The following is a 25,203-nucleotide window of genomic DNA, read 5'->3' on the forward strand; positions in this document are numbered from 1 at the left end:
GGTGCCAGGTTGATCCGAATTTTTGATAGATCATCATCCTTCTTTTGGACCCGCACTCGCAGCCTCTTCAAGAACCATCCCTTTTTCGCGCGCAATACCGTTTCCTCTAAATGAGTAAGAACTTCTTGCTGTTTGCAGCTCTAACGGACATTTCGTCTCCTTAGAAGCCTTTTTCCGATGCTTATCCGCTCTAACGGACATTTCGTCTCCTTAGCGGAAAAATCCAGCAATTCCACGGTCCGATTAGCCCGCTAAGCGTCCAGAATGTCCGTTAGAAATTCGAACAAGCTTAAATCAGCCTCTAAGGGTCGAAAATGTCCCTTACACCCCTTACAATTGTAGTCCCTCAGTTTGGGTTCAAAAATACCGCATTCACTCCGCAGCCGGGCTCCAGAAGGAGGTGCAGCCCCGCAGCTTCGACAATGCCTCCATATAATAGTAGTCGCCGTAGATAATTCCCTTGTCGATGTTCTGATTCATCGGCAAATTGCCCGTGGCATGCAGCAGCAGCGCTTCCTCGGCTTCCCCATCGGCCGGAGCGTACCGTTGGCTCAGCGATTGCAGAATCGCCAGCGCATCAGCATGATGCTGCGCGCGGCTCACAGCTTCTGCCGCGTCATGCTCCGTCTGGCCGCCTGCGGCTCCGGCAGCACTCGCTGCAGCATGCTCCGCTTGACCGCTTGCGACTCTGGCAGCTCCTGCTTCACCTCGTGCAGCAACATCTCGAGGGCTGCTTACGGCTCCTGCGACTCTCGCCGCAGCTTCACCCGGCAGGCCGCTGCTTGCGGCGAGATCCGCCTTCGCCGCGGCCAATTCGAGCAGCCCGCTAGCCGCGATCGCGGCGGCGCTGGAGTCGCGCGGCGCGCCGTCGTTCGTCGGCAGCCGGAAATCCCAGTATGGCACCTTGTCCTCCGGCAGGTGCCGGGTGAAGAACGCGGCAGCCTGCTCGGCGGCCCGCAGGAACACCGCATTGCCCGTATGCCGATAGCTCAGGGCAAAGCCGTAGATCGCCCAGGCGGTGCCGCGCGCCCAGGCGGACTGCTCCGCAAAGCCTTGCCCGCCAAGCGCGCCGACGCGCTCGCCGCTCTCGGGATCGAAGCAGACGACGTGGTAGACCGAGCCGTCCCCGCGCAGGAACTGCTCGGCGGTCGTCGACGCATGCGCCTCTGCGATATGACGAAAACGCGGATCGCCCAGCTGCTCCGAAGCCCAATACAGCAGCGGCAGATTCATCATACAGTCGATGATCGCCCAGCCCGTCCGCTCCGGCTGATTCCAGGCGCGAATGAAGCGGCCTTTGAGGTTAAATCTGCCGGCCAGCAAATCTGCCGCGACGAGCGCCCTGTTCCGCGAAACCTCGTTTCCCGTCAGCTTATAGCTTGCAACGGCGGTCAGCGTCCACATAAAGCCGATATCGTGGCTCAGATCGTCATAGCGCAGCTGCAAAGCATCAAGCTGCGACTCACATTCTTCGGCCAGCTGCCGAAGCCGATCCTCCGGCTGATCTCGATGCAGCAGCCAAAGCAGCCCCGGCCAGAAGCCCGATGTCCAATAGACGGGCGCCGTTAATTGATACCGCCCGTCTGCTGATCCATGCGGAAAGCTCGCGCCAATGCGCCCGCTGGAAGCTATCGCCCGCTCCCTCCCTTTTTGCCACGCCTCATTCGCCCACTCCATTTTATTCATCTATAATGGCTCCTTCCTAAAGTCGCAGGATTATGTCATAATGACACGGCTGAATTATATAACCCGCTTCGCGGCGCGGTCTATATACACTTTTCAAACAGACTACCCCCTGCACAAGACCGACTTATGTCTATTCCTCGAAATAGTGTATATTGACTTACAGATGGAACTGCAATCATTGTTAGTACAACAAGGGAGTGGACATAATGAAGAAAAACTGGTTCAGGCGCTTGCTTCTATCCTATCTTCCCGTGCTTGTCGTTATCGTGACGCTGTTCGCCTTCGTGGGAATCGTTCAATTCAATGCGCTGGCCCGGAAGGAAGCGGAGACGTCGACCCGTATTTACGTGCAAAATTTGCAAAATACGCTGGAGCTTTCGCTCCGCTCCATCGAAAGCATGATGCTCGAGACGATAGCGCGAAATCCTACGCTGACCTCCTTCGTCGCGATGGACAGCGATCCGGAGTTTATTATCGAGCTCTCGCAGCTGCTGCAAAGCATGGTGAATACGCATCCATGGATTCGCTCCGCATATATTTATCGCGCCGGGGACGACGTAATCGTCAGCAATGAAACGAAGCTTACGCTCGCCACGTTCGGGGACCGCGACTATATCGAGGAGCATCTGTCCGATACCTCGCGCCATGCCTGGAGCTCGCCGCGCATCTATCGCACGCTTCCGAATTCCGAGGGAGAAGGCGCGGTCATCTCGATGACCAAGGGCGTTCCCATCAATATGTACGGACAGGCGCTGCTGGTCGTCAATGTCGGCTTAAGCGACGTGCAGCAGGTTCTTCGCCAATACGGTCTGTCCGATGTGAATCAGATTCGAGTGACGGACGGCGACAATCATGTACTGTTCGGCCAAAATGACGCATCGGCAGTCGAAGAAGGCTTCCGCCTTCAATCCGATTACACCGGCTGGGTGTATCATGGCGGACTGAAGCCCGGACGCGCGAGCACCATGCTGTCTTATGTGGCAAGTCCTTACTTTATCGGCGGATTCTTGGCTTTGGCTGCGGCAATCGGCTGGGTGATCTATATCACGAGAAAGAATTACAGACCTATCGAGACGATGATGTCCCGCATCAAGCTGTACAATGAAAGCCGCATGGACGGAGGAGCGATTGAACCGCCCCATGATGAGCTTCAATATATCGATCAAACCTTAAGCTCGATTATGGAAGCCTCCCAGACCTATGAAAGCCGGAACAAAGAAAACAGCGAATATCGCAGACTGATGCTGCTGCAGGAGTTGATTAGCGGCGACGGGCCGCCCGACATCGGCAATTGGAAGAGCGAGCTCGAGGAGGTCGGCCTTGCGGAGGGATACAGCAGCGTCTGCGTCAGTGTGTTCGAAATTGATAAATACGTAGAGTTTATCAGCCAATATTCGCGCAAGGATCAAGGCTTGTTCAAATATGTGCTGAAGAAGGTGGTCGACGAAACGGCGAAGAGCAAGGATTTCCGCGTCTGGCAGGAGTGGATCGACAATCATCGGTTATGCGTCATGGCTATCGATCAACCGGAGAAGCCCTTGCCCCAATCGGAGCTTCTTGCCGCCTACGACGAAATCCGGATTTGGCTGGAGCGGCATGTGCGTCTGACCGTCACGGCCGGCGTCGGTCCCGCCGTCACTCCGATAGGCGAGCTGGCGAACTCCTACGATATTGCGCAGCGAACGCTCGATTACAAATCCACGCTTGGCGGCAACCGCATTATTAGCCACAGCGAGATTGGCTTGCTGCAGCCCGATGATCTCTATGTCAACCTGCAATACGTGCCGACGATCGCGCAGTCGTTCCGTTTCGGCAACGACAGCTGGCAGGAGCAGCTCGAGCTGTTGTTCGCCGGACTGAAGAAGCTGCTGCTGCCGAAGGAAGAGATTAACGGCATTTTGACATATATGAACTACTATTTCCACTTGGAGATGAAGGAACTTCCACCTGATTATGAGGAAATATGGAAGGATGAATTCCGCCTGCTGGTGGACGAGCAAAGCGATTCGATGGAGACGCTGGATGAGCTTGCGGACTTCTACGTCGACACGTTGTCGCGATGCGCCGCCAGGCTGCAAGAGCATAAAGCGCAGAAGGGCAATCAGGGCTCCATCCAGCGCATGAGGCAGTATATCGAAGAGCATTACAGCAATCCCGATCTTTCGCTGTCGCTGCTCAGCGATATGCTTGAGCTGAGTCCGGCCAGCCTGAGCACGATGTTCAAGGAGGAATTCGGCGAGAAGTTCGTCGTCTACTTGAGCAAGGTGCGCATGGAGCATGCCAAGGACCTGCTGCGGCAGACCTCGCTCCCGATTCAGGACATCTCCGAGCGCTGCGGTTATCAGCATCAGATGTCCTTCATTCGGGCGTTCAAGAAGACCGTCGGCACGACGCCGGGCGAATATCGCAAGACGTATGTATGAGTGAGTAACGGTCACGGACATGCCGTTCTCTCGGCCGGTTTTTTCAGTGTTCATGGGCTCTAAGCGGACTTGTGGAGGCGGTCGAACCTGCTTTTAAAAGATATGCGCGACCGTTCCACAACGTTAGTAAAGTCGGACATGACGGACCTTATTGGGCTAAATTACGAAGATTACTCATTTTGGCGGACATGACGGACCTTATTGGGCTAAATTGCGGGAATTCCCCACTTTCGCGGACATGGCGGACCTTATTGTGTGGAAAACACTCTTTTTTTCCTCGATTTGTAACAAATAAGAGCGCTGGTGTCCGTTAAAATGACGAACGGTGATTTTTGATGGGAATAAGAGCGCTGGTGTCCGTTAGCCTGTCAATCGGCGCGTTTGAGAGGACTGCTCCAAAGAATCGACTGCCTCGCAACTGAACGCCAGGCTCCCTTCCCGTTCTATCTCGAGCGAACCCCTTCCGGTGCATGCAGCTTAAGCTCGCCAGCGGCGTACTCTACCCGAATTGGACCCTGGGCCGTCGGGAATTCCAAGGAAAAATCCTTCATCCCCTCCGGAATGCGGGGCTCGAACCGAATTTCCGACCAGCCGGGCTTCGCCGGCTTCAAGCCGATAATCTCTTCAATCAATAGCGGGATCGGCGCGCTCGCCCAGCCGTGACATAGACTGGTATTCCACTTCTGCTCCTTGCCCCAGGCTTCAAAGCAGGAGGTTGCGCCTTCCCGAACCATATTCGCCCAGGAGCGCTCGTCTCCGCAAGCAATCAGCTCGTAGACCATGTCGGCCCGCTTATGCTTCGCCAGCGCTTTCAGAAGGAAGTAAGACATGTAGACGCCGCAGCTTAGCCTCTTCTCCGCAATCAGAGACAGAATCGCATCCACCGAATCCGCCGGAGCAATATCATACAATAACGGGAAGATATTTGAATGCAGAGAAGCATGCATCGAATCAACGGAATCCGCGAACAGCTTGGTCTCCTCCCTGTAGAAGGCATTCACGAACGACCTCCGAAGTGCCGGAAGCTCGTCCTCGAAAGGTATGCGCAAGTATTCCCTTATCGCTTGAATAGCCTCCACGCAGCCGATATAAAACCCATTAATGACGTTGTGACAGCCGTCGTCGACAGGGCGCCCCAGTCCGAAATCGTAGCCGTCGCGCAGATTGTCCGGCCAATCGACCAAATTCCATTTATCCTTGACGCTTTCAATCAAGCCGTCCTCCCGGGCATATTGACGGAAATGAGCGAGAATGCCTTCGGCGACGGGATGCATCTCCCGCAGGAACTCAACATCCCCGGTATACTCGTAGTAATTCAGAAGCTGCATGGGCCATTGAAGCGAAAAATCGGCAATTTCCTGCATGAAGCTGCCTGGCGCAACGGCGAGAAGCCCCGGGCATGCTTGAGCGGATAAGGCGAAATCCTTAATCGCTTTCTTGAACAAGCGCGCGTCTCCGCTGATGTACATATGCGTATGGCCGATAATTGTGTTGTCGCCCAAATACTGTCCCTTCTCGCGGGAAGGGCAATCCACATAATTCTCTTGCGAGCTGAGCTGGACACCCCGCTTGCAGATATCCCATATTTGCTGCAGCATGGTATCCTTTGATTCGAAGAAACAAGACTCTTCCCGAAGCGGATAGTGGCGGACGATGGCGGCGAAGCTGTCCGGCTGTATGCCTGCCACTGCCCTGCATCCCATCACCTTACTCTCCACCTTCCCTTCGCCATCTGCCGCGACTTTGCTTGCATCCCTTTCACCCTCTACTGCTAATTCATCTGCATTCTCAGCTGCCTCCTTGCCTGTACCTCCAGCCTGCACCTCGCCTGCATTCTCCGCTGTCTCCTTGCCTCCCTCATTGCCCGCACCCTCAACCGCGACCTCGACATAGCGGAAAGCCTTATAATCGAACTGCTCCAGCGTATCGTCGCCGCCCGACAGGATCCAGCTCTCCTCGTAACGGCAGTTGGCCCGCATCTCATATCGAACCGAGCCTCCACCCTCCTCCAGCTCTTCCCCCTGCCGAATACGGATGACTTCCCCCGCTTCTCCGCGAGCCTTCATCTCGAATTGCCCCGTAATCTCATGCCCGAAATCAATCAAATAGCCTCCAGCCTCCAGCTCCCGCACGCTTGCCGGAGCCATTCGGTACACGCTTAATGGCGGCGTCATTTGCTCAACAAGAACATAATCCGCATCATGCTTCTCGACGGCGCGAGCCCACGAAGCATCATCATATCCCGGCTGCCCCCAACCCGCGATATACAGCCTTTGATCGATGTCCTCCGCAAATTGCGTTTCGTAGCCGATCGTTCCGGGCGATACGAAATGAGGAGCGACGCTGTATTTCCAGGTGCGGTCTGTGCCGACCCTCACGCCATGCCCGGTTTCGAGTTCAGCTATCATACCCATCCGCAGATCCCCGCTGTTATAAGCCCGATTGATGCAGCCATTGTAATAGACGTGAACCGCTATAGTGTTGATTTCCGCATGTAGGTAGGCCTCAACATCCCAGACATTATAGTTGTAGTGGAACGGATACCCTTGCGCGGGTCCCTGACCGACGAACACGCCGTTCACATACAGCTTGTAATAATCATCCGCCGTTATCTTCAGCGTGGCTTGCTCCGGCTTCTCCTCCAAGCGAAATGTCTTGCGGAAATAGACATGCCGATTTTTCAGATGCTCGGGGTGGGCTGGCCGCTCCCCTTCCTTGGGCGGGTTGTATTCCTTATGCAGCATCGAGATTCCCTCAAGCTCCGCAAATGCCGGATCTGTTATCCATACCGCGTTCCAATTCTCCATACGTCACCTCATGCAATCCAAATTTTCTCACATTATACCCCGGCCTTCGCCGTAGAACAATGAGCGAATTTCTGTGCGATATACACCACTCCTCCAGCTCTATTGCGCAATTCGCCCTGCAGTGGACAGCCCCGCCTTACTCCCGCTTGGAGCAGCAACAAACGCAGTTCCTCCCTATTCCTCTGCCTGTTTATCCCTCGAAAAAAGGTATATGCGCTTCCCGCAAAACCGCGTCCAGCCTGCATGTTAACCGCTTGAAATCGTGTATATTGACCCTCCCCCTTCTCCCGTCCTACGATAGGGCCACAACATAGCCAAGGGAAGTGAGCACGATCAAAACATCCATCTCAAAACGAACCTGGAAGCAGAATATCCCGCTGTTCATCATGTTCGCGCCTATTCTGATTTTCTTCGTCATCTTCAAGTATTATCCGATGCTTGGACTTGTGATCGCTTTCAAGAATTATCGCTTTATCGACGGCATATGGGGCAGCGACTGGATCGGCTTCGATATGTTCAGCATGATCTTCCATAACCAGCAGCTGCTCGGCATTATATGGAACACGTTCATGCTCAGCGGACTGAGCATCGTCGCCGGCTTTCCCGTGCCGATCATACTCGCGCTGCTGGTGAACGAGCTTCGCCGCGCCTGGTACAAGCGCACGATTCAGACCTTCGTGTACTTGCCGCATTTTCTGAACTGGGTCATCGTCGGGGGCATTGTCATTACGATCTTCTCGCAGGGTCCCGGTACGCTCAACCAATGGCTCGACAAGCTGTTCGGCTTCACCTTCCCGTTCCTCTACAACGAGAAGTCGTGGGTGACGATCTTCATCGCCTCGGGCATATGGAAGGACGCCGGCTGGGGCGCCATCATCTATCTGGCCGCCTTATCCTCCATCGACCAGAGTCTGTACGAAGCGGCAAGCATCGACGGCGCGAACAAGTGGAAGCAGATGACCCGCATTACGATTCCGGGCATACTGCCTACCGTGTTCATCATGCTCATTCTGAAGATTGGGCATCTCATGGAGGTCGGCTTCGATCAGGTGTACGTGCTGCAAAACAACACCGTAGCCGAAATTTCCGAGGTCATCAGCACCTTTATGTTCAAAATCGGCATCCAGCAAGCCCAGTTCAGTCTGGCAACGGCAATGGGCTTGTTCGAGGGACTCGTCGGACTCGTGCTGGTCGTCACCGCCAATACAATCGCGCGGCGCTTCGGGCACGGCTTATGGTAGAAGGGAGAATTTTACGATGAAAAGCACCTATGGCGAACGCGTATTCTACGCAATCAACGGTTTGTTTCTACTTTTGCTCGGGCTCAGCTGCGTGCTGCCGCTCATTCATGTCGGAGCGATGTCGCTCAGCGACAAAAACGCGATTGCATCCGGCTCGGTCAGCCTGTGGCCGGTCAACTTCGATCTGTCGGCTTATCATGTGCTGATCGATGACACGCCGCTGCTTCGCGCCTTCCGCAACAGCGTCGTCATCACCGTCGTCGGCACCCTGCTGAATATGATTTTCACGGTGCTCGCGGCCTATCCGCTGTCGAAGCGGTATTTTATCGGGAGGCGCTTCTTCTCCTTCCTTATCATCTTCACCATGCTGTTCAGCGCGGGCATCATTCCGATGTACCTGCTGCTGAAGGCGCTGGGGCTGCTCGATACCTACGGCTCACTCTGGCTCCCGGGCCTCGTCAGCGTCTGGAATCTCATGGTGCTGCGCAGCTTCTTCGAGGCGATGCCCGAGGAGCTTGAGGAGGCGGCGCGCATCGACGGCTGCTCGGAGTGGCGGTTGATCTGGCAGATTATCCTGCCGCTATCCATGCCGGCGCTTGCCGCGTTATCCCTCTTCTACGCGGTGGCGCATTGGAACGCCTTCATGAGCGTGCTGATCTTCATCAGCTCCTCCAAGTTGCATAATCTGTCCGTGCTGGTGCAGCAGATGATTATGAATCAGACGCTGATGCAGGAGATTGGCAATCTGCAGCCGGATCTCGCCATGAGCCTGACTCCGGAGGGCGTCAAATCCGCCGGCATCATCGCGATGGTCATCCCGATGCTGATCGTGTATCCGTTCTTGCAGAAGTATTTTGTGAAAGGCGTCATGATCGGGGCGGTTAAGGGGTAGCAGGGCCGTTCGGCAGCCGCTTCGACAATCTTGTACAATGAAGGGAGGTGAGGCTAAGCGATTCGATTGATTGCAGCCAGATTGGAACAGAGCATGACCGCTTGTCACTTTATTAAAGGGGAGATTTTGCAATGATTAGAATGCCTATCGCAAAGAAATCAATTCAACTGACTTCCACAATTTTGCTCGCAAGCAGCCTTCTGCTCTCTGCCTGCAGCTCCGGCAACAACAATAACGTGAACAATAATGAAAATACAAGCCCTTCGAGTTCCAACCAAGGCTCCGACGCTACTGCAGAGCCAACCAAGGGACCAAAGCCCAAGATTACCGTATCGGTCTATGATCGGAACAATGTGCCGGAGGAGGAAGGCACCATTACCGACAACCGCTGGACGAAGTGGATTCAGGAGAATGCTCCGGTCGACGTGGAATTCGTGCCGATTCCGAGAACCAATTCCGCGGAAAGATGGAATGTGCTGTTCGCCTCCGGCGACGCGCCTGACCTTATTTTCGAATTTTCCAACGCGTTCATGAGAGAAATCGCCGACAAGGGCCAGCTTATGCCGCTGGACGATCTGATCGAAAATCATTCGACCACCTACAAGCAGTTCCTGGGTGAAAATCCGCTCATTCAGAAGCTGACAAAGCATAATGGCGAAACGTATTTCTTCGGTCGCATTATTCCAATGACGACGAATCACTTCCTGATGATTCGCAAGGATTGGCTCGACAAGCTGGGTCTGGATGTTCCGAAGACGACAGAGGAATTCCTGAACGTCGCTAAAGCGTTTACTTATGATGATCCGGACGGCAACAAGAAGGATGATACGCTTGGCGCTACGTTCCAGGCCGTCGACTTCTTCTATCAGCTGAACAATATTCCAGACGATCCAATTACGTCCTACTTCCTCGAAAATGACGAGCTGAAGCGTTCATGGGACCGCCCTGCGGCTGACCTTGCCTTCAAGAAGGCGATGTACGAGGCGGGCGTTGTCGACAAGGACATCTTCGCCGACAAGAACGGCGCCAAGGCGCAGCAGGACTGGCTGAACGGCAAGCTCGGCATCTGGGGCATGGGCGGTTTGGAAGGCGGACAGAGCTACAGTGCTTATGAGACATTCGTGAAAAACAATCCGGATGCCGACGTCATGATTCTTCCTCTGCCCGAGACAGAATTCGGCTCCTTCGCTCCAGCGGGCGGCACGCCGATGCAGTTCACCGCGGCGATCAACGCTACTGCGAAAAACCCGGAAGCCGTCATGCAATATATCGACTGGCTGAGCAGCGAGGACGTGGCGAAGACGTTGATGTACGGCTTCGAGGGCGAGCATTACAAAATCGGCGAGAACGGCTGTCCGAAGCCGATCGATCCCGAGAAGAACAAGAAAGAGCTGAGCTGGAACGGCGATATGTATATGCTGGCCAACACCGGCCTGATGGGCGAATGCGCCGAGTTCTCGAACCAGCTTGATCCGTCCAAGCCGCTTGACCAAGCGTATCTGGATCTCATCAAGCAAGGCCGCGACGCCTATCTGACGCCGGATCGTCCGCTTTGGAAGGAGCTCGAGTTCTCGCCTGCATTGCCAGCTGATATGCTCGTCACGACGAACACGGTGAAGAATACGATGACTAATATTTATACGAAAGCCATTGTAGGCGGTCCGTCCGTCACGGTCGAGCAAGCGATGAAGGACGCCCAGAAGGCTTGGGAATCCGCAGGCGGCAAGAAGATCGACGATTTCTACGCGAAATCGTATGCAGACAACAAAGAGAACATCATTCATACGGATGAATATTTCAAGTATATTCGCGATTAGGACGGCGAAGGCGGAGCTCGACTCCGCCTTTTCCTTTGCCGGTTGCGGCCGGGGGCTTAAGCTTTCCCGTGTCGCCTGGTTAGCTGTTGCTCAGGAGCAGTTTGTTCGGCTGCTGTTGCTTGGGTTGCTGTTGCTTGGACTGCCCATAACTGAGCTGTTTTTGCTTGGGCTGATGCTGCTTGGGGCTCCCGATAACTGAGCTGTTTTTGATTAGGCTAATGCTGCTTGGGCTGCCCATAACTGAGCTGTTTTGTTTGGGCTGATGCTGCTTGGGCTGTCCATAACTGAGCTGTTTTTGCTGGACTGCTGATGTTTAGGCTGCTGTTGCTAGGGCAGAGGGAGTCTGCCGACAGCCTTTGATCCCATTTCGCAAGCGTTTACATTTCGATGGGAGCTGATTTTAACTCCTAACAGCAAGCTTCCGATTACGCTTCAGCGGAATCTGGCTTCGACCTGGCTCAGGCTCATGGAGGAACTTTAATATCTTACGAAGATTCATAACTTTATTTGCTCGGAAACAGTCATTTCTTAATTCTAAGGAAGCGTCATATCGCTATTGCATCAAAAAATGGCTTTCCATTAACCAAACAGGACAAATAAGAATACAGATCTTCGTTAGATTCATAAGTCATGCAGCAAGTCGCAATTAACGTTATCAGAATTCGTTAGAATGCCGCTTCGCGCGACATTCGCTCGAACGCAGCGCTGTTCGAGCGCACGCAATGCCTTTCGAGCGCTTGCAACCGCCTTTCGAATGCACGCAATGCCTTTCGAGCGCTTGCAACCGCCTTTCGAGTGCGCGCAATGCCGTTCGAGCGCTTGCAATCGTCTTTCGATCTTACGCAACGTCGTTCGAGCGCTTGCAATCGTCTTTCGATCTTACGCAACGCCGTTCGAGCGCTTGCAATCGTCTTTCAATCTTACGCAACGCCGTTCGTGCACACGCAACACCACTCCAACCTTTAACCTAAGTAACCTGAACGAAATGCACGACCAATGAAATGAACAAGGGGCTGACTAACGTTGAATTGGAAATCGATGAAAATACTATCGCTCATCCTAGCCGCCGTCATGCTAGTTAATCTGCTAATCGTGCCCGCGCACCAGGCTTCCGCCAACGGCGGCGACGAGTATGACGAGCTGCGCGCCAAGCTGTACGACACCATTACGGGCGGCGATGCCTTCGATCCCCAGGATGGAGACATCGCGCCGCGAATCGCCAGCATCGATGAGCAGGCGGAGGGCTATTGGAGCACGTTGGACAAGAGTCCGACGAGAACATACCTGTGGAGCGAGCTCGGAGACCAGCTGGGTCCGGATATGACGTCCAATCATGTGTCGGGCAGCTACAGCCGCCTGCAGACCATGGCTGTCGCTTACAGCACAAGAGGCTCCGAGTTGTACCAAAACGCCGAGCTGCTCTCGGACATCATCGACGGCATGGACTGGATGTATGCCAATCGCTACAATACGAGCGTGCCGAAGCGCGGCTATGACAACTGGTACGATTGGCAGATCTCTTCCCCGCTCTCGATCAACAATATTACGATTCTGCTTTATTCGCATTTGACGGCTCAGCAGATCAGCGACTGGCATGCGGCAGTGGATTGGCAAGGGCTCGAGCTCTCCGCAGGCAACACGGGCGCGAATCGGGTGTGGACCTGCAATATTTTGATTACCAGCGGCATTGTAACGAAGAACAGCGCCAAGATCGCGCTTGGCGTGAGCGCCCTTAGTCCGGTCTTTCAATATGTGAAATCGGGCGAAGGCTTCTACAGCGACGGCTCGTTCCTGCAGCATACGGCGCTCATTCCGTATAACGGAGGCTACGGCGTCTCCCTGCTCGACAACCTGACGAAGGTGATGGCGATCGTCGCGGGCTCGTCCTGGGATTTCACCGATCCCAACCTGAACAACATCTATAATTGGATCTACGAAATGTATGAGCCGCTGTTCTACAACGACAGCATGATGGCGATGGTGAATGGACGAAATATTGCCCGGGTCGCCAACGACAACGAAGGCATAACGTCGATTGGGGCGATTGGCTCGGCGGTGGTGAGGCTCGCCTATTCCGCTCCCGATGCGAACGATGCCTCCGCGTACAAATCGATGGTCAAGCAATGGATGAGCGAGGCCACTTCGCCAACTCCATACGATTCGCTCGGCTCCATCCAGCTTGTCGCGCAGACGAAAGCGATCATGGATGATTCGTCCATCGCGCCGCGCGGCGAGCTCGTGCTGAACAAGCAATATCCGAGCATGGCGAGAGCCGTGCACCGAAGACCCGGCTTCGCCTTCGGCATCTCCATGTATTCGGACAAGATTGCCAACTATGAGCTGATCAACAACGAGAACGAGAAGGGCTGGAACACGGGGGCGGGAATGACCTATCTGTATAACGCGGATCTCGCCCAATTCCAGGACAGCTTCTGGCCGACCGTGGACAGCCATCGGCTTCCGGGCACCACCGTCGTGCAAGGCAGCGAGACCCCGCCGCATTTGAAGAACGGCTCGAACTGGGTCGGCGGCACGGAGGTAGACGGTCTGTACGGCGTGACCGGCATGCATCTGGTCGAGCAGACCTCCTCCCTGTCCGCCCGAAAATCCTGGTTCATGTTCGACGACGAGATCGTCAGTCTCGGCGCGGATATTGAATCGACGGATGCGGCCAATCCTGTCGAGACGATTGTCGAGAACCGGAAGCTGAACGAGGACGGAAGCAACACGTTGACCGTGGACGGCGTGGAGCAATCCTCGGCGCTCGGCTGGTCGGACTCGTTGACGGATGTCGCATGGGCGCATCTCCAGGGCAATGTGCCCGGCTCCGATGTGGGCTACTATTTCCCGGGCGGAGCGAATTTGGAAGGATTAAGAGAAGCGCGCACCGCAAATTGGAACAGCATTAATCATTATTTTACGGATAGTGTCAAAGACCCGGATTATTTCGTCGATCAAACCCGCAATTATTTGAGCTTGCGCTTCGATCACGGCACGGCTCCGAGCGACGGCTCGTACGCCTATGTGCTGCTGCCGGGCAAATCCGCCTCCGAGGTGGAAAGCTATGCGTCAGCCTCTGATATCGAAATCCTGGAGAACAGCGCCGATGCGCAAGCCGTAAGGGAAAACGGGCTTGGCGTGACGGGCATTAACTTCTGGCAGGATGGGGTCAAGACGGTCGCAGGCGTGACCAGCAACAAGAAGGCTTCTGTCATGATGCGTACGGATGACACGGGATCGGAATTTTCGGTGACGGATCCGACGATGGCGAACACGGGAACGATCGAGCTCAGCCTCGATATGGAGCTGGGACAGCCTGTCTATCTCGATTCCGGCATAAGTGTAGGGCAGAATGGAGACGAAACAACGCTGTCCATTAACGTGAACGGAGCCGGGGGACAAAGCTTCAAAGTGCGGTTCGCTCCTCTCGGGGCGCCGGCCAGCGGACCGGACACTCCGACGGGACTCGCGGCAAGCGAGGTTACCGACCATTCCATTACGCTGAGCTGGGATGCCGTGGATGGCGCGGAGGACTATCGATTGTATCGGGCGGAAGCGGCAACAGGAGATTATGTGTCCATTCGCGAGCTTTCCCCGGGCGCTGTCTCGTTCACGGATTCAGGCCTGAGCAGCGGCACGAATTATTGGTATAAGGTTGCGGCGCTGAATGCGTTGGGCTTGTCCCCAGATTCGGAGGTTTTGTCGGCCTGGACCGTCCCTGCTGCACCGGGCGGGCTTCAAACGGAGGATGTGTCCCAAGACGCGGTGACGCTCAGTTGGCAGGCGGCGGAAGGCGCTTCGGGCTATATTGTTGCGAGATCAGAGTCGAAGGAAGGACCCTTCACGCCATTAAATGATGGTATGGCGGTCACGGACACTGTATACACGGATACTACGATTGTTAGCGGCATCAACTATTACTATCAGGTAGCCGCCAAGAATGCGGGCGGGCTTTCCGCGCCGTCAGCCTCTGTCCCATCCTTGTTCGGGCTTCCTGCCTATTTGATTGAGGAAAGCTTCGACAGCATGAATGAAGGAGATCTCGGCGGTCAGAACGGCTGGATGAGCAATAATGCCGGCGTCACCGTCAACACGGTGACGGTAGAGGCTGCCGATGCGTCGGAGGGCGGCAAGCAGGTTCGCATTGCAACCGCTTCTACCGAAGGCGCGGCAGAGGCTTACGCGCTGTTCCAAGCGCCGCAGGGCAGTATGGTGACGGCGGAAGCCACCATGACAACCTTCAACAACAATTGGAAGAATGCTCTTATTCTGGCGGACAGCAGCATGAGCTCGAACAGCTCAGCCGTTCATATCGTCATGCAGAACGGCAAGATTTGGGGATACAACGGAGGCAGCAAAACGGATATCCTGACCTCCGCTCCGAACGGCGTCCCTTATCAATTAAAGGTTATTGTGAACACGTCGACCCGCAAGTTCGATGTGTATGTCAACGGACAATTGCTAGGATCGCAATGGAATTATCGCTATTCCGGAGTCGGAACGGTCGATAAGTTCTCTTCCTCCATCGGCGGCAATGCCAGCACAACGACGATGGATGATGTGCGCGTTTCTTATACATTAATCGCTCCGTTGAACGTCCAAGCGAATCTGCAGTCTGACACTAGCGCGAATGTGACATGGGATGCGGTTCCGGGAGCAGCGGAATACCGGGTATACAGAGCTTCCGGCGATAGCGGCGGCTATGTTTGGATCAGTCCTTCGGGCTACGACGGGCTGTCCTACACCGATGCGGATCTCGAGACAGACACCACTTACGATTACAAAATCGTTGCGGTTCATAATCAGGCCATATCGCCGGAATCCCCTGTCGTCTCGGTAACGACGCCGGCTGGAAGCGACGGCGGCGAAACAGATCCTGAACATTTGCCGACAGCCTCTCTTGCAGGACCTGCATCAGGCGTAATCGGGCAGACAGTCGATCTATCCGTTGGCATCAGTCAAACGGCTGTAAGCGGCGCAGCCATCGTGGAGGCCATCGTCCAGTATGATCCTTCCAAGCTTGAGTTCGCTTCCGCCGACAATGGGGAAGGCCAACTGGAATTAGCTGCAGGAGCCGTCACCTTGCTCCAAAGCGGCTTCCAATTGCTGGCCAGCGGCATCAAGCCGGAGGATGGCGAGCTGATGCTCATGCTTGCCCGCACCTCCGAGGAGGATATCGCGGAAGGCGGATTGCTCGAGCTGCACGGCGCAGTGAAGGCCGATGCTGCTGCAGGCAGCGCCGCAGTTCAGATCGCAAGCCTGCATGTTTCTTCGGGCGGCGAGCTTCTGGAAGCAGACACATCTAACGCCTCTATCGATATAGACGTAAGGCTGGCGGATGCTTCAGCGCTGGAAGCAGCCATTGACGCTGCCGAAGCCTTGTTGGCGGGCGCGGCTCCAGGCTCGCAGCCGGGACAATATCCGGCAGGCGCCATTGCGGCTTTCGAAGGCGCGATCGCCGCTGCGACATCGGCCGCGCAAGACGGAAGCCTGCGGCAAGCGGATATCGATGCCGCGCTGGCAGCCTTGCAAGCGGCGCGGGCAACCTTTCAGAGCAGCGTTATCCCGCTGCCTGCGACTGACAAATCGGCGTTATCCGCTGCGCTGCAGAACGCCGTTGCCAAGCTTGACGCTGCCGTTGCAGGCGACAAGATCGGTCAATATCCAGAGGCTGCGATCAATGCGCTTGAGAGTGCCGTTCAGATGGCTGAGGCCGTCATGAACAGCGGCGCTGTCTCGCAAGCCGACATCGATAACGCGCGCACTGCGCTGAACGATGCCGTCAGCGAGTTCAAAGCCAAGATTATAACGCTCATTCCGGGCCAGACCTCCGTCACCATTCGAGATCTGTCGCTCATCGCCTCCTACTACGAAACAACGGCGGATGATGCGGATTGGAGCAACGTCGAGAAGGCTGATCTATTCGGAAACGGAGAAATCACGATTGTCGAGCTGGCCGCAGTCGCTCGCATGATTGTCGCGGATTGGCTGGCCGAATAATTGCGCAAGCGCCGAGACATTCGTTCTGAGCAACCGCAATATGGGTTCCATCCATTACTTCTTTGAAGAGGCGGCAGTTGGAAGGCAGCTCGTCGCCTCTTCCCCACAGTCAGATGGCCTGGAACGCGATCATTAAGGTTGTCAAGCAACTGTGGACTGGGCTGCAGATTCGGACGACGCTCCGGCTGGCGCTCTAGCTCTGATTTCCAGCGCTGCAGCTTCAAAAGCGGTACCGGCTGAGGTGTTCTACAAGTTGGTGATTCACAGTTAATCGACAGCCTCTCATTTTTTGTTAAATATGCAAAATTCGCACCAGAGAAGGAGTTTCTCGAACATGATTATAAAAAAGCAGAAATCGGCCTCACTATGCCTGCTAGCTGCGTTTATCCTAATTGCCAGCCTGCCTGTATCCGCATCGGCATCGGCTTCCTCAGCCGGCGCAACGGCCAGCAGTTATGCATCAGTCCTTGGAGCTTCCGCGCAAGCCCCGCCGTCATCCAGCCAAGCATCAACCAATGAGGCAGCCCAAATTCGGATGACGTGGGAAGAGACAAATGGCAGTCTGGAAGTCACGATATGGGGAGACAAGCTGGAGGATGTGTATGCTTATGAGCTCAACCTGGAATTGGACAGCTCCAGATTACAGTTAATTTCGTCAGACATGCCGGAGCGGGGATTCTCTCTCCAGCCTCAAATCGAGGGGAATAACATAAAGCTGGTTTATACCAAAACAGGAAATGTTTCTGGGGAGTCCGGCAGTCAAAAGCTTGCCGTCCTGACCTTCGTTCGAACAAGAGGCGGAGACGCCGCCATCGTCTTCGACAACGCAGCGCTGGTCGATTCCAAGCTGGAACGGCTGGATCTAACAACCGACGTTACGACAATTCTTCCGGCAAGCGCCGGAAGCCTTCCTCTTACAGATATTTCAGGTCATTGGGCCGAATCCGTCATCTATGAAGCCGTTCGTCAAGGCTGGGCAACCGGCTATGAAGACGGCACCTTCCGGCCGGATCGCATGGTTACGCGAGCCGAACTCGCCGTGCTGCTGACACGGGCGTTCGATCTCAACTTAGACTTAGACGCATCGGTCAATGAGCCTGACACCAAGCAGGAGAAAGCTTCCGGCAGTGACACAGTGGATGACTCGGACAGCTATACGACTGGCGACGCCAAAACCCGCGCCTCTGCCGTATTCACCGACGAAGCAGATATACCCTCATGGGCGAAGCCTCATGTCGCCGCGGCGCAAGCGGCCGGGTGGCTCTCTGGCTACGAGGACGGCAGCTTCCGCGCAAGCCGAGCCGTATCTCGCGCGGAGCTGTCTGTCGTCATTGCACGCGTGCTCGACATGCCCATGAACAGCGAGCCCTCATCCTCTCCCCGCTTCGAGGATGAGGATCAGATTCCCGCATGGGCAAGTCCGGCAATCGCCGCATTGGCACAAAGCAATATCATAAGAGGGAGAGGCGGCAACCGCTTCTCTCCGTTGGAAACCGCAACTCGCGCAGAAGTTTGCGCTTTGCTAGCGACGGTGATGAATACGCAGACTCTCTCGATTTCAGAACAATAAAGCGCGGACAGTGCAAGCAATCGACTACCTCAGGCTTGACAGCCAAAGTTGGGAACAACAGCGATCCCAAGATTGATTTGTTCTCGCAGCAATAGGTCTGTGAAAAACAAAAACAATAGTTCTACTTATATTGACACATGTCCGCAATTGAAGAAGGAACGGCCTCTGCCGTTCCTCTTTAATGTGCTACATTTTATCAGGAAATTCCCCTCAAATTCCCTCCAACACCTGAGCAACTCCGTCCCGGTCATTGCTATCCGTTATCTCATTCGCCAATGCCTTCAATTCATCCACCGCATTCCCCATTGCAACCGCATACGCGGACATTCGAAACAGCTCCAAATCATTGTAATCGTCGCCGAACACGATGGCATCCGTTGCCTCCACCCCATAATGGCGAAGCAAGCTGAGCACACCGACCGCCTTGGTGACGGATTTATTCATAAGCTGTATGAGTTGGCCGCCGTCCGTCAATACGAATTGAAGCTTATCCTGGAATAACGCGCGAAGCTGCTCGGGATCCGCGAATTGAGAGATTAATATTTTGGTAGCGGCAACCTTCCGGAGTTCCTCCCATGAGCACACAATCGGCTTAAATAACGGATGATTGAACATAGCGTCACCCTGCTCGCGATTCGAATACCAAGTATCGTTGACCTCAATGCTAACACATGCCTCAGGCAGATTGTCCGAACAGAATGTCAGCACCTCCTCCGTCGTCGACATCTCGATTGGATGATGCTCCTCGAGGTCCAGCGCTGGATCAACAAGCAAGGCGCCATTGTAATAGACAAAGGAACACACGGCAAGCAGCTCCTCAGGCAGCATCGACTTCACCGATCTCGGAGGCCTTGCCGTAGCGATAATCACCTTCATCCCTTTGCGATAACAGGATAACACCGCAGCCGAATTTCGCTCGGACACTTGCTTGTCCCCATTCAATAATGTTCCGTCCAAATCCAGCACCACGGCCTTCAAGCAGAATTCATCTCCCCTCCAAAAATTAACTCTATTATAGCCAGTTTCATAGCTCCAAGGTTTCACAGCTTTATCGCCACCAACCGATCATCCGTCTCGCCCGGCTGTCCTCTTCCATCCCGATTATTCGTAATAAAATAAAGCAAACCTTCCTTCAGCTTCACATCGCGAATTCGTCCCTCGCCGTCGTGAAGCTTCTCCATCTCCCCCGTCGAAGGCGTATAACGGTAGATAGCCTCCCCCTTCAACGCGGCAATAATGAGCCGGCCTTCCTCGTCGATGATCGTTCCCGACGGAGCTATCGCTTCGTCGCCGGTATGATAGAGCGGCGCGATCGTCCCTTTCAGCTTCTGATCGCCAATAACATCCGGCCAGCCGTAATTGCCGCCGGGCTCGATACGATTAATCTCGTCATGGCCTCCGACATTGCCGGAGGGGCCATGCTCGGTGCTGTACATGACTCCGTCAGCAGTCCAGGCCAGCCCTTGCGGATTGCGATGGCCGTAAGAATAGACGTAGGAATTCTCGAATGGATTATCTGGCGGAATATCTCCATCCGGCGTCATTCGCAATATTTTGCCCCCCAAGCTGTCCTTGTCCTGCGCATGTCCCCCCTCTGTCGCGTCTCCTGTCGTCACATACAGCATATCATCCGGGCCGAAGGCCAGCCTGCCGCCGTTGTGATAGAGATCGCCGGGAATATCCTCCAGCAAGGCGCGCTGCTCCTCCCAAGCCGATCCGCTTTGCTTAAGCAGCACCACGCGATTCTTCGTCGCTCCATTCTCCGCATACGTATGGTAGGCATACGCGAGCCCCGATTCGTTGAAATCCTGCGCGAGCAGCAAGCCAAGAAAGCCTCCTTCGCCTTCATGATGCACGGCCTTGCTCAGGTTGACCTTTTGCCGCTCCAACTTCTCGTCTTTCAGCTCCACAATATCGCCTTCGCGCTCGCTAAGATAAATCGTGTCTCCTGCGAATGCGATGGACCACGGAATCTTAAGCCCCTCCGCTATCACCTGATACGGCTCCTGTTCTGGCTCTGGTTCCGAATCTTGATCCGATTCTGCCGCGTCACCTTGCCCATCATTATTACTCGACATGGATGCAGTAGGATCAGGCTGGCCTTCTGGCTGCTCATTCCCAGTCGTCTGCGCCTCATTCATCTCGTTTGCATTCCCGCCGGCCGTATTCCCGCTATGATTAGAAGCGTTATTCGACTCTCCCCTGCATCCCGCGACAATAATAGCCACCATTGCCGCAATTGCAATTAAACCGAGCTTTCTAAGCAAAATAAGATCCCTCCTTAGTGCCTGCTAGTACGAGCGATTATCGAGAAACAAAAAGACGACCGCAGTCGTCCTCACTCGTTGTAAATTACCCTATTGTCATTATAGTTGAAACAAACCGGTCATAGGCACCCGAAATGCTTCAAATACAACAGATTGAATCGTATCCTGTTCTGTGAAGAGTTCTCGCACCTCATAAGCCCCGTCCTGCAGTGCATACACATGAACCGTTCGATTGCCTGGATCAACGATCCAGTATTCCTGCACGCCGAATTTCTGATAAAGATTGAATTTCTCATTGAAATCCTTCAATGCAGTTGAAGGCGATAATACCTCAACAATCATCTGTGGCGCACCATGACATCCGTTCTTAGAAATTTGATCCTTAGCGCATACCACGGACAAATCCGGCTGCGTAACATGATCGGGCTTGTCGTATTGATTGCTTTCACTGAAGAATACGTCGAACGGAGCCGTGAAGATATAGCCACTCTTATTCTGAAAATAGTTTCTCAGTGCGAACTGCAACTCTCCTACAATGAATTGATGCAAGGAGTTTGGGGCAGGAGTCATATTATAAGCTTTACCATTAATTAATTCCCAAGCACCGTCCCACGACAACCAATCATGAAAGGTGTGAGTCGTCTTTCCATCCGGATGAGACACGGCATTCACCTCGTTAATCACCAATTCACTTGAATTATAACACATATCGTTTATCCGCTTTCTTCATTAATGTTGAGGATTCGCCGCGTCAAGCCAGAAACATTGACTGTCATATCATTTATATCTTGGAACAAAAACAAGCCCCGCTGCGATTGAATCGCGTACGGAGCTTGCCGGAAATGGCTTGTTCAACCTTTCAAATTACTTATAATACGAAGTTGTCAGCGGAATGAAGACGAAGCCGCCATCCTTCACTTCAGCGTTCACGTAAACCGTATCCACGCCGCCAATGTCGACCTTGACTGTGACGAGACCGTCATCCGAAGCCACCTTTGTGGTTTTCAGCTCGATATCCTTATCCGAGTCCTCAATCGACAATTCGCCAATATCCTCGTTAATGGCCGCAATCTGGAGATACAGGGTCTGGTATTCGCCCTCTGGGCGAAGAATAAAGCCGCTGCCGCGGTTGCCGTCGCCGTCGTCCAGGTAGACTTCCTTGTAGTCATGACCCTTGTACACCGTCTTGTCCGGATCCTTGGTATGGTACATGCTGTCGAAATCCTTGTAGAGCGGAATGCCTTCGTTCTTCTCGCCGAGCAGCACCGCGTACCCTTCCTCGTCGAAATCCACCGCTACGTCAAGAGCATCCGAGATCGCGCGAACCGGGAGATAGGTCGTTCCCTCGTAAGTAATCGGGAGCACAGTCCCGCCCTTCTCATTCGTCAGGTCGAGAGTATCTCCGTTCAGCTTCACCTTCAAGCTATGATTCAGATAAGCGCTGATATCCTCCAGATTGGCACCGGCATATACACCGGCGCTCGAGCCGAGCAGCAACGACGCACCGGCAACACACGCGATAATTCCTTTCTTCACACGATTAACCTCCTTTAAAATATAATTGCACAATACAACATTACTATACGCCTATTTCGCCAAGAAGGTTGCACTTTCGCATAAATTTATCCAAGTCATAGCAGAAATTTATTGATTGATCGTCGAATGAATCGTCCAACGGTAACATTTCGAGCGGCAACAATCAATTGCCTCTGCATTGTTCCAGTCTAGAAGACTGTCAGAAATTCGCTAGAGAGCGGTTTCGGATTATGGAGTTGATATTTTCGAATATGACTTTATCTCCGAAGGCGGAAGAAAAAAAAGGATACTACTAAGTAGATCAAGATGAGACATGCCAATCGAATGAAAATCGTTTCATACCATTCCGGGGATTGTAGATATTCAATATGACCGTAAAGTCTATAAAACAAGTGAAAATAAGCCACAGTTAAGCATGTGAATACGCCATATAAAATACAATCAAATAACATCTTCATGCTCGCACCTCAACAGCTGCAGCATAGATTGCGCGATTATTTCCTTCACCAGACCATTCAGACCGGACAGTTAACACGTAGTTTAATTTGTTCTCCCATGGAAGAGGAATGCGGCGTACCCGAGGATTATTTTGACTTTGTTTATTCGATTTACGCCATTGGCTGGACCACCGACCTTGAGGGCACTTTCGGCCGAATTGCCTCTTATCTGAAGATAGATGGCGTCTTTATTTTCAGCTGGTCTCATCCTATCCACAAATGCGTTGCTGCAGAAGAGGACAGGCTCCTTTTCAAAAGAAGCTACTTCGACGAATCCTGGTATTCAGTCTCTCTTGGCGAAGGCGAGATCGCTTTGTCGGACCGCAAGCTGTCCACCTATGTGAATGCGCTGGCAAAAGCGGGATTTGTTATTGAGCAGTTGGTCGAGGAATCGGATGAAGACATGATGCAGTCGCGCGACGATAACGACGGGTTTGCCAGAAAAGCAAGGGTGCTCCCCGTCACCTTTGTCATCAAAGCGAGAAAGCTTTAGTTCCAACAAAAAGGGGAACAAGCCTCGCGAAGGTCTGCTCCCTGTTTATCACTATTCCTTACCTTTTTATTGCCATCAAATATTAAGCCGCTTTCCGTCTATAAGCGCGAACCGCGAATAGATACGCGACAATTAGTATTCCTACGCACCACGCAAGAGCAACCCAGATATCATTGCCTACTGGCTGGTTCGACAAGAGAGCGCGGATCGTTTCGACGATAGAGGTCACCGGCTGGTTGTCGGCGAAGGCGCGCACGACTGAAGGCATGGAGTCCGTCGGCACGAAGGCCGAGCTGATGAACGGAAGGAAGATGAGCGGATAGGAGAACGCGCTGGCTCCTTCCACCGATTTCGCGGAAAGTCCGGCAATCGTTGCGACCCAAGTGAGCGCCAGAGTGAACAGGATGAGTATGCCGGCTACAGCAAGCCAGGGCAGTACTCCCGCCGACGATCGAAAGCCCATAATAAGCGCTACGGCAATGATGATGACAAGGGAGATGGCGTTGGATACCAGCGAGGTGAGCACATGTCCCCATAGCACGGCGGAACGAGAAATCGGCATGGAGTGGAATCGCTCGATGATGCCCTTCTGCTTATCCAGAAACAGACGGTAAGACGTATAGGCGATGCCGCTTGCGATCGCAATCAGCAGAATGCCAGGCAGGAGATAATTCACATAATTATCCGTGCCGCTTTGAATCGCGCCGCCAAACACATAAACGAACAGCAGCATCATGGCAATTGGGGTGATGCATACCGTGAAGATGGTGTCCATGCTTCGCATAATATGGCGCATGGAGCGTCCGAGCATCACGCTCATATCGCTGAAAAAATGTTCATTCATTGTTATTTCCCTCCTGTTTTCCAATGATTGCGAGGAAGATTTCCTCTAATGAAGGCTGCTTTTCCACATACTCCGTTTTTGCGGCAGGGAATAGCTTCTTCAGTTCGGCGAGCGTGCCATTCGCAATGATCCTGCCCTTGTGCAGGATCGCAATTCGATCGGCAAGCTGCTCAGCCTCTTCCAAATATTGCGTGGTAAGGAATACCGTTGTGCCGCCATCCGACAACTCCTTGACAACCTTCCAAGTCTCTATTCGCGCCTCGGGGTCGAGGCCTGTGGTCGGCTCGTCAAGGAAGATAAGCTGGGGATTGCCAATCAGGCTCATCGCAATGTCGAGCCTGCGGCGCATGCCTCCCGAATAGTCGGACGCTTTGCGGTCAGCGGCATCGTTCAAGCTGAATCGAGTCAGCAAATCATCTGCGACCTGACGCGGATTTTTAAGATGCCGCAGTTTGGCAATCATGATCAGATTTTCCCGTCCCGTCAAAATCTCGTCCACAGCGGCAAATTGCCCCGTCAGACTAATCTCCTTCCGCACCTTCTCCGGTTTTGACGCGACGTCAATTCCGTTGATGGAGGCGGCGCCTCCGTCCTGACTCAGCAACGTGGTCAGGATTCTGACAAGGGTCGTCTTGCCCGCGCCGTTGGAGCCGAGCAAGGCGAATATCTCGCCTCGCTTCACTTCAAAGTCAACGCCCTTTAAGACTTCCGCATCCTTGAAAGACTTTCGCAGGCCCTTTACTTCAATAGCGTTTCCCATCCTGGCATCCCCCTCTTACTTTAATTTATCCGCGGCCTTTTTAACGGCCTCGTTCACTTTTTGGTTTACCGATTCTTGATAGACGTCCCCGTACGTTTTCGAATCCTTGATGAGATCGTCGCTGAAAGCCGCCACGTCATTGCCCGTCACCTCGAGCACGCCTTTCCCCGAAGCCGCGCCCTCCTCGAACAGATCGACAATCCCCGAAAGCAAGCCCGTTCCTTCGGTTAGTTCGACAGGACCGACCTTGAAGAGATATTTTTGAATTTCCTTATAAACAAACTGATAATCCTGCGGAAGCGCTTTGACTCGCTTCACATGCGCACGCCATTCTTTTTTGCCCTCGATCATATCTTGAATTCTCATTGTA

At 53.8% G+C, this 25,203-nt stretch carries 15 protein-coding genes and 1 pseudogene; 7 read left to right on the forward strand and 9 right to left on the reverse strand.

Annotation, left to right across the window (positions count from 1 at the left end):
* Positions 1 to 372 precede the first annotated feature (372 nt).
* Entirely contained in the window at positions 373 to 1,686 is a 1,314-nt protein-coding gene (locus tag HFP08_RS20570; protein ID WP_240941628.1) for a glycoside hydrolase family 88 protein, read from the reverse strand.
* Positions 1,687 to 1,892: 206 nt separating this feature from the next.
* Here HFP08_RS20570 and HFP08_RS20575 point away from each other — a divergent pair, with 206 nt between their 5' ends.
* Positions 1,893 to 4,109 (forward strand): AraC family transcriptional regulator, encoded by a 2,217-nt coding sequence (locus tag HFP08_RS20575; protein WP_168122489.1) that lies wholly within the window; start codon positions 1,893 to 1,895, stop codon positions 4,107 to 4,109.
* A gap of 443 nt (positions 4,110 to 4,552) precedes the next feature.
* Here the strand turns inward: HFP08_RS20575 and HFP08_RS29350 are convergent, their stop codons facing one another.
* Positions 4,553 to 6,916 (reverse strand): family 78 glycoside hydrolase catalytic domain, encoded by a 2,364-nt coding sequence (locus HFP08_RS29350; protein ID WP_240941630.1) that lies wholly within the window; start codon positions 6,914 to 6,916, stop codon positions 4,553 to 4,555.
* A gap of 323 nt (positions 6,917 to 7,239) precedes the next feature.
* On the opposite strand from HFP08_RS29350, the gene HFP08_RS20585 reads away from it, so the two are divergent.
* From HFP08_RS20585 to HFP08_RS20605, 5 genes are all read left to right on the forward strand, one after another.
* Positions 7,240 to 8,157: an ABC transporter permease gene (locus HFP08_RS20585; RefSeq protein ID WP_346768751.1), complete on the forward strand. Its 918-nt coding sequence runs from the start codon at positions 7,240 to 7,242 to the stop codon at positions 8,155 to 8,157.
* A gap of 16 nt (positions 8,158 to 8,173) precedes the next feature.
* Positions 8,174 to 9,049 (forward strand): carbohydrate ABC transporter permease, encoded by an 876-nt coding sequence (locus HFP08_RS20590; protein WP_168122490.1) that lies wholly within the window; start codon positions 8,174 to 8,176, stop codon positions 9,047 to 9,049.
* A gap of 131 nt (positions 9,050 to 9,180) precedes the next feature.
* Positions 9,181 to 10,866 (forward strand): extracellular solute-binding protein, encoded by a 1,686-nt coding sequence (locus HFP08_RS20595; RefSeq protein WP_168122491.1) that lies wholly within the window; start codon positions 9,181 to 9,183, stop codon positions 10,864 to 10,866.
* Positions 10,867 to 11,889: 1,023 nt separating this feature from the next.
* Complete coding sequence (locus tag HFP08_RS20600) at positions 11,890 to 16,866, forward strand: polysaccharide lyase family 8 super-sandwich domain-containing protein (protein ID WP_168122492.1); 4,977 nt, start codon at positions 11,890 to 11,892, stop codon at positions 16,864 to 16,866.
* A gap of 334 nt (positions 16,867 to 17,200) precedes the next feature.
* The gene (locus tag HFP08_RS20605; protein ID WP_168122493.1) at positions 17,201 to 18,436 is read left to right on the forward strand and encodes an S-layer homology domain-containing protein; all 1,236 of its coding nucleotides are present in this window, start codon (positions 17,201 to 17,203) and stop codon (positions 18,434 to 18,436) included.
* A 210-nt stretch (positions 18,437 to 18,646) separates the two neighbouring features.
* On the opposite strand, the gene HFP08_RS20610 is transcribed toward HFP08_RS20605, so the two are convergent.
* From HFP08_RS20610 to HFP08_RS20625, 4 genes are all read right to left on the reverse strand, one after another.
* Positions 18,647 to 19,405, reverse strand: coding sequence for an HAD family hydrolase (locus HFP08_RS20610; RefSeq protein WP_240941640.1), 759 nt, complete (start codon positions 19,403 to 19,405; stop codon positions 18,647 to 18,649).
* A gap of 71 nt (positions 19,406 to 19,476) precedes the next feature.
* On the reverse strand, positions 19,477 to 20,703 hold the full coding sequence (locus HFP08_RS20615; protein WP_240941632.1) for a PQQ-dependent sugar dehydrogenase: 1,227 nt from the start codon (positions 20,701 to 20,703) through the stop codon (positions 19,477 to 19,479).
* Between the two features lie 99 nt (positions 20,704 to 20,802).
* Complete coding sequence (locus tag HFP08_RS20620) at positions 20,803 to 21,366, reverse strand: Uma2 family endonuclease (protein WP_240941633.1); 564 nt, start codon at positions 21,364 to 21,366, stop codon at positions 20,803 to 20,805.
* Between the two features lie 201 nt (positions 21,367 to 21,567).
* Positions 21,568 to 22,239: a stalk domain-containing protein gene (locus HFP08_RS20625; protein WP_168122496.1), complete on the reverse strand. Its 672-nt coding sequence runs from the start codon at positions 22,237 to 22,239 to the stop codon at positions 21,568 to 21,570.
* Between the two features lie 528 nt (positions 22,240 to 22,767).
* Between HFP08_RS20625 and HFP08_RS20630 the strand changes: the two are divergent.
* Positions 22,768 to 23,229 (forward strand): annotated as a pseudogene (locus HFP08_RS20630) (methyltransferase domain-containing protein); the annotation flags it as partial.
* Between the two features lie 82 nt (positions 23,230 to 23,311).
* On the opposite strand, the gene HFP08_RS20635 reads toward HFP08_RS20630, so the two are convergent.
* The 3 genes from HFP08_RS20635 to HFP08_RS20645 are packed head-to-tail and all read right to left on the reverse strand — an operon-like array spanning position 23,312 to position 25,199.
* Positions 23,312 to 24,073, reverse strand: a complete 762-nt coding sequence (locus HFP08_RS20635; RefSeq protein ID WP_168122497.1) for an ABC transporter permease — start codon at positions 24,071 to 24,073, stop codon at positions 23,312 to 23,314.
* Positions 24,066 to 24,833, reverse strand: coding sequence for an ABC transporter ATP-binding protein (locus HFP08_RS20640; RefSeq protein ID WP_168122498.1), 768 nt, complete (start codon positions 24,831 to 24,833; stop codon positions 24,066 to 24,068). The genes HFP08_RS20635 and HFP08_RS20640 overlap by 8 nt, the downstream gene beginning before the upstream one ends.
* Before the next feature lie 15 nt (positions 24,834 to 24,848).
* On the reverse strand, positions 24,849 to 25,199 hold the full coding sequence (locus HFP08_RS20645) for a DUF1048 domain-containing protein (protein ID WP_168122499.1): 351 nt from the start codon (positions 25,197 to 25,199) through the stop codon (positions 24,849 to 24,851).
* Between the last annotated feature and the right edge of the window lie 4 nt (positions 25,200 to 25,203).

It is taken from the genome of Paenibacillus sp. HB172176 (assembly GCF_011947265.1).
In the GTDB taxonomy this organism is placed as follows: Bacteria; Bacillota; Bacilli; order Paenibacillales; family Paenibacillaceae; genus Pristimantibacillus.

What these genes read in the sequence shown, in the direction of transcription:
- HFP08_RS29350 (WP_240941630.1), bottom strand. Translation starts at nt 6,916, where the DNA reads ATGGAGAATTGGAACGCGGTATGGATAACAGATCCGGCATTTGCGGAG.
- HFP08_RS20635 (WP_168122497.1), bottom strand. Translation starts at nt 24,073, where the DNA reads ATGAATGAACATTTTTTCAGCGATATGAGCGTGATGCTCGGACGCTCC.
- HFP08_RS20605 (WP_168122493.1), top strand. Translation starts at nt 17,201, where the DNA reads ATGATTATAAAAAAGCAGAAATCGGCCTCACTATGCCTGCTAGCTGCG.
- HFP08_RS20570 (WP_240941628.1), bottom strand. Translation starts at nt 1,686, where the DNA reads ATGAATAAAATGGAGTGGGCGAATGAGGCGTGGCAAAAAGGGAGGGAG.
- HFP08_RS20590 (WP_168122490.1), top strand. Translation starts at nt 8,174, where the DNA reads ATGAAAAGCACCTATGGCGAACGCGTATTCTACGCAATCAACGGTTTG.
- HFP08_RS20595 (WP_168122491.1), top strand. Translation starts at nt 9,181, where the DNA reads ATGATTAGAATGCCTATCGCAAAGAAATCAATTCAACTGACTTCCACA.
- HFP08_RS20575 (WP_168122489.1), top strand. Translation starts at nt 1,893, where the DNA reads ATGAAGAAAAACTGGTTCAGGCGCTTGCTTCTATCCTATCTTCCCGTG.
- HFP08_RS20645 (WP_168122499.1), bottom strand. Translation starts at nt 25,199, where the DNA reads ATGAGAATTCAAGATATGATCGAGGGCAAAAAAGAATGGCGTGCGCAT.
- HFP08_RS20640 (WP_168122498.1), bottom strand. Translation starts at nt 24,833, where the DNA reads ATGGGAAACGCTATTGAAGTAAAGGGCCTGCGAAAGTCTTTCAAGGAT.